The sequence below is a fragment of the Cellulosilyticum sp. WCF-2 genome (genome assembly GCF_003990395.1).
Taxonomy (GTDB): Bacteria; Bacillota; Clostridia; order Lachnospirales; family Cellulosilyticaceae; genus Cellulosilyticum; species Cellulosilyticum lentocellum.
Genome location: NZ_CP034675.1, coordinates 4321762 through 4338273 on the forward strand (window position 1 = coordinate 4321762; position 16512 = coordinate 4338273).

The window sequence follows — 16512 nt, forward strand, 5'->3', positions numbered from 1 at the left end:
AATCTAACTTATAGGAGGCATCGCATGACTTAGGCGTTTTTTATTTATTCTTTTTTATCTTACCCTTCTAATCTGCAACAATATCTAACCACTCTAAGGCTAAATAAATCACCTCGTTACTGTATTAATATATTTGCTGATTGTACTTTTAATATAGCCCTCAAAATTCTCATCTGCTATTCGAATTTGAAAATCATCATATATCTCTACTATTCTCCAATTGTCATTTATAGCAAAACCACAGTAACAGTCCCCTGCTACATAGTCTCCAAAATACAAAATCACTAAATATTCTGGATTATTTATCTCCTAGTTAAAACTCCTTCTAGTATAGCTTGTTAAGGTAAATATATGAAAGCATTCCAAATAAGATATACTCAAAAATTCTCACAGATTCTAATTTTTCAATACTAAATACAATCTGCTAATGCTACTGCTTTCTTTATACCTACTTCATTATTATAATTCACAATCCCCATTTTATATGCTATGTGTGACTGGGGAGAAGAAAATAGAAATCCACCGATAAAGTTTAAAGAATATCTATGCCAGAGTCTTTTTGGAAAAATCAAAGGCACAATAATATGTAGGCAAATGAATGCCATATTTCAAAGGTATTGTCAAAAATACAAATGCAAAAAGACTTTACGATTGTATCTATTCCTCTGGCTTTTTAATTTTTTTATACTCCTTATAGGTTACAATGGCTTCGTAGATGAACAATAAAATATACACTAGAACAAGAATAACTGAAGCCATACAGCTTACTGCTATATCTCCCTCTCCATTATACCAAGACCACCCTATGACAAGAAGCCCAATTCGTAGAATACCCCATCTTATAACTACCTGACATATAAACGCGAAAATAAGTTGTACTCTTGTCACAATCTGTGCTCCTTCTTCAATACAGTGTTGATAGGTTCCATTACATACAGTTACTTGTGTATATTATTCCCAAAATTAGGCTTACTTATCACTTTCTCTATAAAGAATTTTAATACACTATACTATCTAGCCGTTCCAAGAACGATAATTACTATTTCTCATTCTACATAGTCAACTATTAATGATTGTGTCTTTCTATTATTGTTCGAATAATATCTGTTGTATTATCAACTCCTTCTAGCCCTAATCTTGTTAATTCTCGTTCGTAGCCTTTAACTACTTCTAGTATTAAATGATCCGTATGCAAAATATGTTCTTTACATACCTCTAAGTCCTCATTATCGTTCTATATTTTCACTTTTCCTTCTGCTACAATACACACTTGGCCACTTACAATCATTTCATCCGTCTGCTTTTTCTTATTAATTACAATTTCACTGTCTCTTTCTAAAAAGCGTCCTTGCCTTAATAAAATTACTTCAGATTCCAAAAAGACTTTATACTTATATAAGTATGCTCCCACGGGACCAGCAGCACTTCCTGTTGCAACATCTTCAACAAGTCCTCTTGAATCCCATGTTCTACCTTCTATTTCATTTACATCAAATATATATACGAATTTTGCCCCTATATTCGCAAGCACTTGTTCATAATCCTCAGTTTTGATTTTAGCCTTTTCTAAACCTGATACAACTGGCACTAATAAATATGGAAGACCGGTCGATACAACTTCTAGAGGAAATTCTTTTGAAAGATTCTCCTGACCTAAATTGAGTGGTTCTATTAATTCCATATAGCAATTTTCATCTATTCGCTTCATAAACTCTACTTTCCCTTGATTCATGAAGCACTTAAATCCTCCCTCCTCCTTTTTACTTTCTACTTGTACTACTTTTTTATTTAATCGAAACGAAATGTCTATCTTCTTATCCTCTATGAAATATGCTTGATGTATAACTGCTGCTGCCCCTAATATAGGATGACCTGCAAAATCAAGCTCTTCCTCTACTGTAAAAATTCTTGCCTGAAAATCCTTCTCTCCAAGACGTACAAGAAATATTGTTTCAAACTGTTTAAATTCTTTGGCTATTATTTGCATCTTTTCTCTAGTCAAAAATTCTTCTAGTATCATAACTGTTAGTCCATTTCCAGTAAAAGCCCCTTTACAAAATACATCTACATGATAATATCTCATTTTCTTATTCTCCCCTATATTTTTTCTTCTTGAGATTTGAAGTTTTCTTCATCTAACTAATATAGCTGATTTAAATTTAGTCAGAATTTTCTCTATAAAATATATTTATCATACAATAAAACAAAACTATTGTCATCCCAATTCAAAGCTTTAAGACCATCATGATATACAATTCTCAAAGATTGGTTCAATATACTCCTTAATAAATTCTATTCTATCTGTGACATTCTGTTTAAAAAGAGCGGTAATCGAAATCACTATATTTTTCTTTTTGTTTACATATATGACATTTCCACCATCTCCAATTGCTGCAAATCCATCATCAATAATCCACCATAAATACCCATATAAAAGATTTGCTTCCTCCCATCGGCTATGTACCTTGGTACTCTCCTTTATCCACTCTGTCGATACGATTTGCTTTCCATTCCAAACTCCGTCATCCAACAATAACTTACCTATACTTGCCATATCTACTGAAGATAGGGTAAGTCCCCATCCAGCAGAGTTCAAACCAGATGCATCAGCAACCCAACCGCTGATATTAGTAGCTTTGTTAAATGCACTTTGTTCCTTTGCGGTTCGAAAAAATATATTACGCTCTACAATAATTCCAAGCGGTGAGAATAAATGATCTGTTGCAAACTCAAGCACCGTTTGTCCAGTTACTTTCATTAAAATACCAGACAAAATATCTGGTCCTACAATAGGTGTGTACCTAAATTGCCCTATTTGTCCTTTACCTCCCAATAAATCAAGCGTAAATTTCAACCAATTATCACTCATGAAATACTTAATGTAGGTGTAGGGTGCAAGCTTATATTTATATGGGGTGGTCATTGTAAGTAAATCTTTAATGGTAACATTCTGTATGGTCTTTTCCCCCTTTTTTACTATGTAATCAGGAAAAAAATCCAATACTTTTTGATTGACACTTTTGATGTATCCTTTGTCTATTGCAATCCCTATCAATATCGAAATAATACTTTTTGACACTGAATAAACATGGATCCTGCTATCAGCTGTACACTCATTAAAATACTTTTCGTATCGCATTTCACCATCTTTAAGTACAACTACTCCTGCAATATTACCATATTCATTATTTATTTTACTCTCTAACTCTTTAAGTTTTTCTTTATTCATATCATTAAACTCTCCTATAAAATTTAATGGATATATCCTTAAAACAAAGGATATATCCATTAAAAATGCTTTTCAAGTACTATTTTAAACCTTTCGCCATATGCTTAACTTACATTCTTGTATTTATTTCTTTTTTACCGGAATCCATATCTCGCTATAGTAATGATCATCCTCTATTCCATTTTTGTACTTAGAGGCATCACCATACATTTCGATACAATATCCTGCCGCAAATTCATACTCTTTACAGTTTGGTAGCCATTCGGAAAATATTTTTTGATTAACCTCCTGCATTGCTTTTGGCATTGCTCCTCTACAAGGAAAAACAGCCCATGTATAGCTAGGAATTACTTTCGTAACAAAGCCCTCCGGTATTTCTGCTCTCCCATTGTAATCGTCTGCTATCAGATACTCAAACTCCTTGTCTCCCATACTTTCATCCATATTCACGCCATACATGCCACAAACGATACTCCCTTTACCACTTTGATAATGTTCTGTCCAAAACTTTGGAATTTCTGTTTTCGCATCATCATACTTAAACTTTTTCTGTGCACCTATAACCGTAAATGCCTCTTTTTCAACAATTTTGTATTCCATAGTAAAACCACCTTTCAAAGTAAATGAGATTTTCAGTGGAGCAAACGATTTAATCATTGCGCCATCCTTTCGTACAGCTGTAGGTGTAACACCATGGAAACGTGTAAAAGCTTTTGAAAAGCTATCTGGCGACTCATAGCCATATTTGAGTGCAATATCAATAATCCTTGTATCCGAGGAAACAAGTTCACTGCCGGCAAGTGTCAGCCTACGTTGTCTAATATAATCACCCACAGTAAAGCCGCAAAGCATGGAAAATCCTTTTTGAAAATAAAAGGGTGAGATGAGCGCATGACTTGCAATCCTTTCAATGGTCAGTTCATCCGTAAGATTTTCCTCAATATAATCGATAGCTTCGCTAATACTTTTTATCCATTCCATAGTTTCTACCTCCCTGCTATGTCTCTATGTTATTACTTCAAAAGATTCCTTTCCCGACTTATTGTGCCTTCTTTTGTCCGAATAGCTTCCTTCTCCCATTCCTCTCTAGTGATGGCATATACTTTTGTAATCTCGTTTTCCTTATCTATAAATTCATCAACTTGATGCATCCCTATTGAAAGTGCTGTGGCATATGAACCAACATTTGTATATTTCATATAAGAATAGATCCTATTGAAGGGTGTATTCTTAAAAACCCAATCCCTGCTCGCTTTGGCTGCCTCACTTGCATACCCTTGTCGTTGGCAGTCTTTTCGGATATGATATCCAATCTCAGGTTTAATCTGACCATTTATAAGTTGCATGGTCAAACCACAATCACCTATCATTTCTCCTGTTGCCTTGAGTATGACTGCCCATAATCCAAATCCAAAAATCTTATATCTTTCTCTGTTTTTCTCAATCCAATTCATCACTCTTTTTTCATCAAAAGTATAGGGATAATGTTCCATAATATCTGAATCGGCAAGAACAGCATAAAGAGCCTCAAAATCACTTTCATTCATTTCTCTTAAGGATAATCTCTCTGTTTCTATATGCATACCTCTATCTCCTATGGTAACTATGACTTATCAATTTAATTTCAATATAATACTTATTGATACGCTTGTCTATTCATTCTCCTACTCTAAAATGGTATTTCTATTTTGCTAAACCTACCGTCTTTCCTGTAATTATTTTTCAAAACTCGTTAAATTGCATAAAATAATAATTAATTTATTATAATTTTTGGTGAATTGAAGTAAAAATTGATTGTGATACAATGAAAACTAGGAAACCAATTATAGTTTTTTAGTTTCCTAGGAGGATACGAATATGGATTTACATACAAGTATATTGGAAGCATGTATTACTGTGTTTAATAAAAAAGGCATTAAGTTTACCATGGATGATTTGGCGAAAGAATTATCTATTAGCAAGAAAACGATTTACTCTGTCTTTAATGACAAGGAATCTCTACTACTACAAATGGTGGATTATTGTTTCGATGGCATTAAAGACAGCGAGAACAAAGTGCTTTCGGATAGCAGCTTAAATACGGCGGAGAAGATAGAAACTATTTTAGGCGTTCTGCCTGACTGCTATCAAAATCTGGATTTCAGCCAGTTATATCTTATCAAGGATAAGCATCCTCTGGTATATTCACAGATTGAACAGCGCCTTGAAAATGGTTGGGAAAATACAATTGCCCTCTTAGAACAGGGGATGCAAGAAGGAGTGGTTCGCCCGATACACCCCATTATCATCAAAACAATATTTGAAGCTACACTAGAACAATTTCTAAAAAGAGACCTGCTTGAGAAAAATAGCATCACTTATCAGCAGGCATTGAAAGAAACGGTTAAAACGCTTACAAGAGGCATTATTGTAGATTGACAGATTCCATTTTTTAAACCGAAAGGTTGGTGTGTTAATGAAAAAATATATAAACAATCATTGGATTTTTACAGAACACTATTCACCTGAGCTTCATAAACCCGGATTTACAAAAGGCTTGAAAGTAAGACTTCCACACACCTGCAAAGAAACACCCTTTCATTACTTTGATGAAAACCTCTATCAGATGACATGCTGGTACAAAACAGAACTGGATATTCCAGCAAACTGGGAAGGTGATTATGTAGCTGTGACATTTGAAGGCGTTGCACATCAAGCTGATGTATTTGTGAATGGCGTCAAAATATATTCCCATTATTGTGGCTATACAGCATTTACAGTAGATATAAGTTCTAGCGTAAAGTACGGCCAAACAAATGTACTGGTCGTAAAGGTTGATTCCCATGAGCAATTAAATCAGCCACCTTTTGGTCATGTTATAGATTATATGACATTTGGTGGGATATACCGTGAAGTCTATTTAGAGCATAAGCCAACGCTTCACATTGCAGATATTTTTGTGAAACCAGAAATCTTAATAAATCAAACAGAACCTATCCGCTTAGATACAAAAGTTTCTGCCCAGCTCTCAAGTGATATTACATTATCCGCCATTGATGTCCCAGTAAAATTAGAACAACTATTATACAGTACATCTGAAGAAAAAACACCGTTAGCAACGTACACCTGTTCAGACTGTCATCCGAAATTTACGGTAGACAATGTCAGTCTGTGGGATATAGATACCCCTGTGCTTTATCAATTAGTCACTCGTCTGTATGACATGTCGCAAAAAACGCCCCAGTTACTGGACACAGTGACTACGACAATAGGATTCAGGCGTTCTGAATTTAAGAAAGACGGCTACTATTTAAACGGACGCAAGTTAAAGATCAGGGGGCTCAATAGGCACCAGAGTTATCCTTATGTAGGCTATGCCATGCCTGCTTCAATGCAGAAACTGGATGCAGATATCTTGAAAAACGAGCTTGGTGTAAATGCGGTAAGAACCAGCCATTATCCACAATCACATCACTTCATACAAAGATGTGACGAAATAGGGCTTCTGGTATTTACTGAGATTCCTGGTTGGCAACATATAGGCGATGACACATGGAAAAAGCAGGCGGTAATCAATACAACAGATATGGTCAGACAATATAGAAATCATCCATCCATCATATTATGGGGTGTCAGAATAAATGAGTCCCAGGATGACGATGCCTTTTATCTTGCTACTAATAAGGCTGCTCACGAAGCAGATCCAACACGTCCTACTGGAGGTGTCAGGGCAATAGCTCATAGCCACTTATTAGAGGATGTCTATACCTATAACGATTTTATACATGATGGCGTAAAAAGAGGCTGTCAGCCAAAGAAAAAGGTTACATCGGATAACCATAGACCTTATCTTATTACCGAATATTGTGGACATATGTATCCTACTAAAACCTATGATGATGAGGCACACAAAAGGGAACATGCCAGACGTCACGCCAATATTCTTGATGCAGTTGCCTCAGAAAATGAGATAGCCGGTTCCTTTGGCTGGTGCATGTTTGATTATAATACTCACCGTGACTTCGGTAGTGGAGATAGAATATGTTATCACGGTGTTATGGATATGTTCCGCAATCCAAAGCCTGCTGCTTATGTATATGCTGCTCTTGGTAATAGAAATCCTGTACTAGAGATTAGTTCCTCCATGGATATAGGCGAACATCCTGGCTGTATAAGAGGAGATATTTATATCTACACCAATGCAGATTCAGTAAGGTTTTATAAAAATGATGAATTGATTAAGGAATTCTTTAGTAGAGACAGCACCTATAGTCACTTATCCCATGGACCTATTACTATGAATGATTTTATAGGTGATAAGATGGGCAAACAAGAACACTTTTCATCAAGACAGGAAGCTCTAGTAAAAGACCTGCTTAACGCTTATGCCTTAAAAGGAGCAGATTGTATGACGCTGGGACTTATGCTTAAAGCTCTAGCACTTATGGCTATATACCACATGAAACCAGCAGATGCCTTGAGGCTGTATAATCAATACATCGGAGACTGGGGCGGCACGGCTACTACCTATAGGTTTGATGCCATTACAAATGGCAAGGTCGTTAAATCTATCACCAAAGCCCCAATGACTAGCGTCCAATTAAAGGGGACTTCCAATACTCAAATGCTAACGGAAAGCGATACCTATGATGTAGCTTCTATAAGGCTTTCTGCTACAGATGAATACGGTAATGTTCTTCCCTATTATTCAGGCTACGCACACATCACCTGTGAAGGAGCTATCGCATTAATCGGACCAGACATCCTCCCTTTTCAAGGGGGGTACAGCGGATGCTACGTTAAGACCATCGGTTCTGAGGGACAGGGAAGTGTCACTATTTCTATTCCAGAAACAGAGCCAGCCACCTTTACATTTCATGTGACTTGTAAAAATAATGCCAATCAGAATGGAGGATTATAATGGAGGATAAATCAAAAGTAATATTTGGAAACCCCATATCATCAAGGGATTATAAGAAAGCAGTAAGATCCAAGAACAACTATTTAAAAAAGTTTGGGGATGATTCTAACGCCGATTATAAAATTGCTATTGAGGAAAATCCCTATATCGGAGATTTACTTGGAGTCAAGAATATTATAGTAGACCCTAAAGATCCCAGTGGTACCTTTGACAGGGATAAAGGCATTATTATCGGCAATATTCGTATGGGATTCGGGCATTACCGAATTGCTATGGCAATGGCATCAGCAGTACATGCCATGGGTTATACACCCTACTGGATGGATTTGAACGCCTATCCTTCTACTACCTGTACAAAGGTGATAAGTGCTCAAAATGAATTGTATTCTTTAGGCTCAAGGCTTTCTAAGTTTTCTCTGTTTAATAAGCTAGTATGGGAACCCATGAATTACGAAGGCTTCCGTGCACTTGCCTATAATGCTTCCGACCAAAAGAACGCGGAACTTATGGCTCCTGTATTTGCCAACATCCCCAAAGATATGCCTTTTATAGGTACTCATGTATGGCCATCACAAGCTGCAGTACATAGTGGCATGAAAAAGGTTATTAATGCTATCCCTGACAATTGGCCAATGGCACTTCATTTTGCTGAAGGAAGCATTCACACGGTTCAGTGCTGGAATGCCTATCAGGGTTACCGCATATGCAATGGTATGCAAAAAAAATCAACTTGCCATGTACTTCCTGCTGATTCTTTAGTCTACACCGGACACTATATTGACCATGAACTAGTCTCAAATATAGAAGCAGACTGTGATGCGCGTATGAAGCGAAAAGCCAATAAAGAACCTATGCGTTTTCTTCTAACAATCGGTGGTGCAGGAGCGCAAAAAGAAATATTTGCTGCTATTATCAAGCATGTACTACCTGCCATTGCAAAAAACAAAGCTGTTCTTTATATCAATGTAGGTGATTACAAAAATGTATGGGAAGCCTTGATTAAGGAGATACCGGATTTATCTACCTATGCCATAGAACATTTTGATAACTGGGAAGATACCAAGGCATTTGCTAATCAAGCTCTTCAAGGACCTGTCACAGGCATCCATGCATTCTATCATCACAATATATTCGAAGCTGTTTATTGTACGAATATGCTTATGAGAAGCTGTGATGTACTCGTAACAAAGCCTAGTGAGCTTGCATTTTATCCTGTGCCAAAGCTCTTTATAAAAAGAGTGGGAAAACATGAAATGTGGGGTGCTATCCACTCTGCTGAAATGGGAGACGGTACACTAGAATGCCGTGACATACCACATACCTTGCAGATGATTAATTTATTTTATAAAGATAACACCTTTCTTGCAACCATGTGTGAATCCATCAAACGTAACAAATCCATGGAACTCTATGATGGTGCTTATAAAGTGGTAGAACTGGCAATGAAACAGAAAAATAAATAATAAATAAAGGGGGTAGCAGTTATGGATACAGTAAAAAGTTTATCAGTCAAAGAAAAATTTGCTTACGGGATAGGGGCAGTTGGAAAAGATATGGTTTACATGTTATCTGCCAGCTATGTTTTATACTACTATCAGGATATTATGGGTGTAAGCGCATGGGCAATGGGAATTATCTTATTAGTGGCCAGAGTATTTGATGCTTTTAACGACCCTATTATGGGCGTAATCGTAGCCAAAACCAAAACAAAATGGGGAAAATTCCGTCCATGGCTTCTCATAGGCACATTGTTGAATGCTATTATCTTGTTTTTTATGTTTGCGGCACCACCACAGCTTGATGGAGCGGGACTTACTACTTATGCCGCAGTGTTTTACATTTTATGGGGTGTTACCTATACTATGATGGATATCCCTTACTGGTCTATGATTCCTGCTTTTACAAAAGGGGGCAAAGAACGTGAAAATCTGTCTACGCTAGCTCGTTCCTGTGCAGGTGTGGGAAGTGCTATTATTACCATTATTACAGTTATAGCAGTAGCTGGACTTGGTAGCTTATTGTGTCCTTCAGGGTCACCTGATACAGAAATAGAACGAATAGGCTTTAAATATTTTGCGCTTATTATTGCTATCCTTTTTCTTATCTTTATCATCATTACCTGTCTAGCCATTAAAGAAAAATCCACAGTGGATATGAAAGCGGCAACGATTAAGGAAATGTTTACATCACTCATCCAGAATGACCAAACCATGACAATGGTCATTGCTATTGTTCTCATTAATTCTGCTGTCTATATTACTTCAAATCTTGTTATTTACTTTTTCAAATACGATTTTGGTGGCACTTCATGGAAAACCAATTACACCATCTTTAATACCTTTGGTGGTGCAGTACAGATCTTGTCCATGATGATTTTATTCCCATTACTTCGAAAATTTTTCCAAGCCATTAAAGTGTTTTACATCAGCATAGGGATGGCGGTCATTGGTTATTTTGTATTATTAGGCATTTCATTTACCAGCATGGGAAATGTATTTCTGCTTCTGATTCCAGGATTCTTTATTTTTGGAGCAGTCGGTATACTCAACGTACTGACAACCGTATTTTTGGCGAATACAGTTGACTATGGTGAACTTAAAAATAACCGCAGAGATGAATCAGTCATCTTTTCTATGCAGACCTTTGTGGTTAAACTTGCATCAGGAATTGCTGCACTTATTGCTTCTGTTTGCCTGTCAGTCTTCCATATAAGCGCAGATGAAACCATTAAGTCAGCCATCTCTGGCAGTTCTGTGGTTGGACTTCGCATGACCATGACTGTACTTCCTATGCTCGTACTCCTTATAGCCTTTATTGTCTTTAAAAAACATTATATACTCACAGATGAAAAACTGGAATCAATTACGAAGGAGCTTAAATCACGTCAAAAGCATTAAGCTTACCAGAAAGGAATGACCCTTATGATCCAAGAAAAAAACGGACTTTTTCATTTAAACACAAAGCACACTTCCTATGTCTTTAAGCTACATCCTGACGGTCATCTTGAACATCTGCACTATGGGAGAAAGATTCATCTAGAGGAAAGTGATGCAATGACAGAAAAGCATACTTTTGCTCCTGGCAACACGGTATTGTATTGTGAGGATAATCCTGGTGTATCTTTAGAAAATGCCGCCCTTGAATTTTCTTCTTATGGCAAAGGCGATATCAATGAACCACTGGTGGAAATTGTTCATGCAGACGGAAGCCGTACATGTGATTTTTTGTATGATTCCCATCAAATATTACAGGGAAGGAAAGCCTTCACCAACCTTCCTGGTTCTTATGGCACAGATAGTGAGGTAAGTACACTGCTGATTACACTCATTGATAAACACTACGCTTTAACACTGGATTTGTATTACTATGTTTATGAAGAGGATGATGTGATCTGCAGGCAGACCTGTCTGACAAATAACAGTTCTGATCCAGTAAATGTCCATAGGCTATTAAGTAGCAGTCTTACGCTTTTTGGTACAGACTATCAGGTAACCTCTTTTCATGGGGCATGGGGACGTGAAATGCAGCGTCATACGACCAGATTAAATGCAGGCAAATATGTAGTCTCTTCTCAGTGTGGCACTTCAAGTAGCAGGGCCAATCCACTGGTATTTGTCACAGAGCCCAATGCAGATGAAGATTCTGGTCAGGTTTATGGCTTTAATCTCATATACAGTGGCAATCATTACGAAGCCATAGAAGCCGACAGTTACGGTCATACCAGAATCGTAACAGGTATGTCACCAGTCGGTTTTTGTTACCGATTAGAACCAGGGAATTTCCTTGAGGCACCAGAAGCTGTAATGACTTATTCTCACTGTGGCTTCACAAAGGCAAGTCATCACTTTCATTCCTTTGTACAAAACCACATTGTACGCGGAAGCTGGCAATACAAAGAACGCCCTATACTGCTTAATAGCTGGGAGGCCTCATACTTTCATTTTACAGAAGGCTCTCTACTACGTCTTGCAAAGAAAGCAGCCAAGGCAGGGATAGAACTATTTGTTATGGATGATGGATGGTTCGGTGAGCGAAATGATGACAAGCATTCTCTTGGTGACTGGACTCCCAATCTCTCTAAACTGCCCCATGGACTAAAAGGTCTAGCAGATCGCATTAATGATATGGGAATGGCATTTGGTATATGGGTAGAACCAGAGATGGTTAATACAGATAGCAAGCTTTTTAAAGAGCATCCTGACTGGACTTGTTCCATTCCTAATCAGCCACATAGCGAGGGACGCAATCAGCGTATTCTTGACCTCTGTAATCCAAATGTTCAGGAATATATCATCACAAGCATGTCTGCGGTATTCTCCTCTGCTAATATAAGTTATGTGAAATGGGATATGAATCGTATTTTTTCCGATTATTATTCCCCTTCTCTTCCTTCCGGTAGGCAGAGTGAAATGCTTTATAACTATTACATAGGGTTGTATAGCATTATGAAAACCCTTACTGAGAGATTTCCCAACATTTTATTTGAGGGTTGTGCTGCAGGCGGTAACCGATTTGACCTGGGTATGCTTTGCTATTTCCCACAAATCTGGGCAAGTGACAATACAGATGCTGTATGCCGCTTAGCTATACAGGACGGCTATAGCTATGGTTATCCGATGTCCACCATAAGCTGCCATGTCAGTAGCTGCCCCAATCACCAGACCTTAAGAATCACACCTTTTGAAAGCAGATTCAATGTGGCGGCTTTTGGTGTCCTTGGATACGAGTGTAATCTGAGTGATATGAAAAAAGAAGAGCTTGAAGCACTTAGTGAACAGGTAACACTCTATAAAAAATGGCGCCACCTACTACAATATGGAACGTTTTATCGCATAAGATATGGCAATATTTATTCTTGGAATACGGTATCAGAAGACAAAAGTAAATCAGTAGGATTTTTCATGCAAAAACTCACAACCGCAAACTGGCAACACGAAATATTTAAGGCAAAAGGGCTTGATGAGGATAAGAGATATACCTTTTCAGGTAGGAAACTCAAACATAACATTAAAGAATTTGGTGATTTGATTAATACGGTATCACCCATTCATGTAAAACAGGATTCGATGCTTCACAACATCTTAACGAAATGGGTTAAACTAGATGGGGAAACAGAGTTTTACCATGTCTACGGAGATACGCTTATGTATAGTGGCATCAAATTAAAACAAGGCTTTGCCGCAACAGGTTACAATGATGAGGTAAGATATTTTCAGGACTTTTGCTCCCGTATTTATTTTATGGAGGAAGAGGATGAAGCTCAGCAATGATAACCATTATAATAGAGTGAATGGTGGCATTATGGATCGTTTGCCATTGTGATGTTAGGGACTGATAATATTATTTTCTTGATTCAACGACACTATAATACTCTCACACTAGTTTATAAAGTTTAGCACGCTTATAGTAGGGCTTGAAAGTGAATCTACTGCTTTACGCTTACTTCTACGCTGTTACATTATATCTTACCTAACAATATTGATTGCTTCGATCGCCGTGCATCATATAGATTCCACTCCGTTCCATCTATATGATGGGCTACGCAACACAGTTCGACTCCGCTTCGCTTCATCTCACTGTGTTACTGCGCCCTATGCGGTTTAACAAAAAAAGTAGGGATTGAGAGCGAGCTCTCATCCCTACTTTTTTTGTTAAGCCGCGCACGGCTGTTAGTTTTACTCAAATTCTATAATTAGAACTTTATCACTATTTTCAGCTATTGATTTTACTACATTTCTTATCTCTCATTTCATATATTTCACTTGTTTTTCTATGGCTCCATAAATTATTAGTACCTTTTTAGTACCTCTCCACAATAAGTAAAACCACTTTCCATACCCTCTACAAAGTGTAGAAAAATACGCTTCTTATTCTACACTTTGTTAGATTAATTAATAACTATTTAAAAACCATTTAATAATTGCACACTGTAACGACTCAGGTAAGTTAGATTCCTTAAAACTTGCTACTAACCATTCAGCACGTAGGTAATTATTTTCCATAGTATCTAACTTTTCTTTTAACACTAACTGTATTTCTTCTATTAAATTCTGCACCATAATATCTCCACCTTAGCTATTTATCTTTCAATGCGAACCGTCTCCCTGTCTTATCGATACATAACTGCTTTAAATGATCTCTTACAAACTTCTTACCACCTAGCTCAAAGTGTGGTATAGAGTCTAAGTTTTGATAGACCCAACCTTTACTAACTTTTAAATACTCAGCTGCTTGTTTTAGGTCTAAGACTTCAGGGTAATATTCTCCTGCTCCTCCTAAATCCAAACTACTTAGTGCTTCCTCCACCGCTTCTTTAACTATTTTCTTTAACATTTCTTCCATCAGGCTCACCTCTAGTATGTATTTTCTAATCTAACATAGAATACTTTCTAACATAAAAAATAGCCACCGGATTATTCCAGTGGCTTAGTTATTTTATATATTAGGTTGGTCATGTGATACTTCATCATAAGTTTACACGCCCTCTTTTGTTAGATTAATCAGTATTATACTATACTTTATCAAAAATATAAACGCTGTCCTTTACTTTTATATTTTTATATAGGAAAACTCTATATATATTATTATATTTATTTATTATTTTGTAATTTGATAAAAATAGTAAAATACAGTAATACAGATTAGATGTGTTTATTGATTATCAAGGCTTAGCGTATGTCCTCTAATTGTCCTTTTATGTCCTTTACTTTTAAAAGTGAAATACACAAAAATAACCCTAGCTATCACGCTCGTACAAAAGCCTTATTATTTACCCTAACATCTGAACATTGAACACTATAAAACGTCTATACGACGCTCACCATTAGCGCGAGAGGTATTTTATTCTAAATCTTCTACCTGTTTTATCCATACAACACTATTCTTTAGCAAGAACCATTTAACTACTATATCTATTTGCCATTGCTTAAGATTTTTAACACCTTTATACATAATAAAAGACCACACTCCTTTTATTTTAGAGTGTAGCCTTATGATCTATCTTTTAAACAAACTATCTTTTTATTCTACATATTAACTACTTAGTCTTTTATTTTTTTTATAAATTGATATAATAGTTTTATATTTAAAAATATTATATTATGTTTAGATAATTTAATATTTAAGGATATAAAATATGTATTTAAAGGAGATCTAATATGGGGTTAAATAAAGAAAAATTCGAAAATCATATCAAAGAAAAGTGGTACAATAAAGCTTGTCTTATGTGTAGTAACAATAACTGGACTTATGATGATTCAATTTTTACTCCACTCAGCACTGGTCCAAATAATAGCATTAATTTAGGTGGTAAAATATTACCTTTGGTGCCTGTAACTTGTACTTCTTGTGGAAATACAATTTTTATTAATGCACTAGTTGCTCAATCAATAGATGCTGACAGCAAAAAGGAGTAAGTATCTATGGAATCTATTACGATTGGTTCAAATAAATTGACTAATTCAAATAAAAGTTTTTCAATTCAAAATAATAGCCTAAATACTGCAATATGGGGTAAGTATCATAATAATGAATTGATACAAAATAATAAGATAATCAACACAGCCATTGGAGTAATCATAGCTGGTACTACCACTATTGTTATCTCAATTTTTATAGCCATATTCAAAAGTTTAGATATAGCTCTTATAACAGCTATATCTGGTGTTCTAGTTGATTTTATTTCAGCAACTATTTTTTGGCTAGTTACAAAATCTAATGATAGTAAAATGAAGTACTTCTTATCTATATCTAATGAAGAAGAACGAAATAACTTAATTAGATTAATTCAATTATCTACTGATATAAAATTCCAAAATAAAATGATAGAAAGATTAGTCAATTCTTATTGTAAACGTGCAGAAGATACATCATCACAAAAAACAGCCTAACCCATTACATTATACATAAAAGCTATATTATCCTTGTTTTATTGAGATTGTGGTTTTTATATATTGGAGTTACAAGTATTTCTGGCATATAAGGTCGTATTCTTATCATGTGCTACAATCCTAGTTTTACCTAAACTTAAACAAATTCACAATTTCTTACTTATACTTTTAAAGCAAATCTACTTTTTAGGCAAAAAAAGAAGGGTAAGGCCTTTGGCCCTACCCTAGTTTACTATATCTGATTAAAAAATCTAATGGGTTTATAATGCAAAAAATGTCCTGCTATAGCATTAACCACCCCACTATATTATAAAAGGGGCGGTCCCCCTATAGTGTCGTGTGATACTCCTGCTAGTTTAGCTAGTTCATCTCTAGTCTCTCGTGATGGTTTCCGTTCAGCAGATTTCTGCGTATCGGTGGTGTTTTGTTTGAGTGTAGATAATTGTCTTTCCTTAGCCTTAGCCTGGATAATAGGTTTGAGTCTTAATGCTAGT

General features: G+C 36.1%; 14 protein-coding genes. 7 read left to right on the top strand and 7 right to left on the bottom strand.

Features of this window, described 5'->3' with window-relative positions:
• Positions 1–657: 657 nt before the first annotated feature.
• From EKH84_RS19610 to EKH84_RS19630, 5 genes are all read right to left on the bottom strand, one after another.
• Positions 658–888: a hypothetical protein gene (locus EKH84_RS19610; RefSeq protein WP_127067601.1), complete on the bottom strand. Its 231-nt coding sequence runs from the start codon at positions 886–888 to the stop codon at positions 658–660.
• 346 nt (positions 889–1234) lie between these two features.
• Positions 1235–2083, bottom strand: coding sequence for a PhzF family phenazine biosynthesis protein (locus tag EKH84_RS19615; protein WP_127067602.1), 849 nt, complete (start codon positions 2081–2083; stop codon positions 1235–1237).
• A gap of 159 nt (positions 2084–2242) precedes the next feature.
• On the bottom strand, positions 2243–3229 hold the full coding sequence (locus tag EKH84_RS19620; protein ID WP_127067603.1) for a serine hydrolase domain-containing protein: 987 nt from the start codon (positions 3227–3229) through the stop codon (positions 2243–2245).
• 123 nt (positions 3230–3352) lie between these two features.
• Positions 3353–4210: an AraC family transcriptional regulator gene (locus EKH84_RS19625; protein ID WP_013658288.1), complete on the bottom strand. Its 858-nt coding sequence runs from the start codon at positions 4208–4210 to the stop codon at positions 3353–3355.
• A 32-nt stretch (positions 4211–4242) separates the two neighbouring features.
• Positions 4243–4812 carry a GNAT family N-acetyltransferase gene (locus EKH84_RS19630; RefSeq protein ID WP_127067604.1) on the bottom strand — a complete coding sequence of 190 codons (570 nt, stop codon included), beginning with the start codon at positions 4810–4812 and terminating at the stop codon, positions 4243–4245.
• A 274-nt stretch (positions 4813–5086) separates the two neighbouring features.
• Between EKH84_RS19630 and EKH84_RS19635 the strand changes: the two genes are divergently transcribed.
• From EKH84_RS19635 to EKH84_RS19655, 5 genes are all read left to right on the top strand, one after another.
• A complete protein-coding gene (locus EKH84_RS19635; protein WP_127067605.1) occupies positions 5087–5647 on the top strand; it encodes a TetR/AcrR family transcriptional regulator in 561 nt (186 codons plus the stop codon).
• A 118-nt stretch (positions 5648–5765) separates the two neighbouring features.
• Positions 5766–8129 carry a glycoside hydrolase family 2 TIM barrel-domain containing protein gene (locus tag EKH84_RS19640; RefSeq protein ID WP_243118618.1) on the top strand — a complete coding sequence of 788 codons (2364 nt, stop codon included), beginning with the start codon at positions 5766–5768 and terminating at the stop codon, positions 8127–8129.
• Positions 8129–9592, top strand: a complete 1464-nt coding sequence (locus EKH84_RS19645; RefSeq protein WP_127067607.1) for a DUF6937 domain-containing protein — start codon at positions 8129–8131, stop codon at positions 9590–9592. The genes EKH84_RS19640 and EKH84_RS19645 overlap by 1 nt, the downstream gene beginning before the upstream one ends.
• A 21-nt stretch (positions 9593–9613) precedes the next feature.
• A complete protein-coding gene (locus EKH84_RS19650; protein ID WP_127067608.1) occupies positions 9614–11026 on the top strand; it encodes a glycoside-pentoside-hexuronide (GPH):cation symporter in 1413 nt (470 codons plus the stop codon).
• 24 nt (positions 11027–11050) lie between these two features.
• Positions 11051–13399, top strand: a complete 2349-nt coding sequence (locus EKH84_RS19655; RefSeq protein ID WP_127068172.1) for an alpha-galactosidase — start codon at positions 11051–11053, stop codon at positions 13397–13399.
• Between the two features lie 621 nt (positions 13400–14020).
• Here the strand turns inward: EKH84_RS19655 and EKH84_RS22260 are convergent.
• Entirely contained in the window at positions 14021–14188 is a 168-nt protein-coding gene (locus EKH84_RS22260) for a hypothetical protein (RefSeq protein WP_190283406.1), read from the bottom strand.
• Between the two features lie 16 nt (positions 14189–14204).
• Positions 14205–14471, bottom strand: a complete 267-nt coding sequence (locus tag EKH84_RS19660; RefSeq protein WP_127067609.1) for a hypothetical protein — start codon at positions 14469–14471, stop codon at positions 14205–14207.
• Between the two features lie 815 nt (positions 14472–15286).
• Between EKH84_RS19660 and EKH84_RS19665 the strand changes: the two genes are divergently transcribed.
• A complete protein-coding gene (locus EKH84_RS19665) occupies positions 15287–15544 on the top strand; it encodes a hypothetical protein (RefSeq protein ID WP_127067610.1) in 258 nt (85 codons plus the stop codon).
• A 6-nt stretch (positions 15545–15550) separates the two neighbouring features.
• Positions 15551–16018 carry a TRADD-N-associated membrane domain-containing protein gene (locus EKH84_RS19670; RefSeq protein ID WP_127067611.1) on the top strand — a complete coding sequence of 156 codons (468 nt, stop codon included), beginning with the start codon at positions 15551–15553 and terminating at the stop codon, positions 16016–16018.
• The last annotated feature ends 494 nt before the right edge of the window (positions 16019–16512 follow it).